Origin of the sequence: Microbacterium maritypicum MF109 (assembly GCF_000455825.1) — a bacterium.
Classification (GTDB): domain Bacteria; phylum Actinomycetota; class Actinomycetes; order Actinomycetales; family Microbacteriaceae; genus Microbacterium; species Microbacterium maritypicum_A.
In genome coordinates, this window is the sequence record NZ_ATAO01000224.1 from 1 (window position 1) to 363 (window position 363).

Genomic DNA, 363 nt, shown 5'->3' on the forward strand with positions numbered 1-363 from the left:
CCGCACCCACAGGTTCAGGCCGCCCACCGGAACGCTCTCGATGTGCGCGGAGGGGGCGTGCGCGGCGAGGCTCGAGACCAGCAGGTCGCGGCGCGCGCGCAAGTGCTCGCGGAAGCCGCGCAGGTGCGTGCGCCACGCGGGCTGGGTGACCACGTCGAGGGCCGCGGTCTGCAGCACCCCGCTCACGTACATCGACTCGGCCGCGCGATCCGCGAGGATGCGCTCCCGCGCGGGTCCGCGCGCGATCACGGCCGCGACGCGGAGGGCGGGCGAGGCGCTCTTCGTGAGCGAGCGCAGGTACACGACGTGTCCGTCGTCATCGGACGCGGCGACCGGGCGCGGGTCGCCGTCGATCCCCAGGTC

1 pseudogene is annotated in these 363 nt (G+C 75.5%); it reads right to left on the minus strand.

The annotated features are described in order from the left end of the window. A pseudogene (locus L687_RS0122095) lies at positions 1 to 363 on the minus strand (PLP-dependent aminotransferase family protein); the annotation flags it as partial.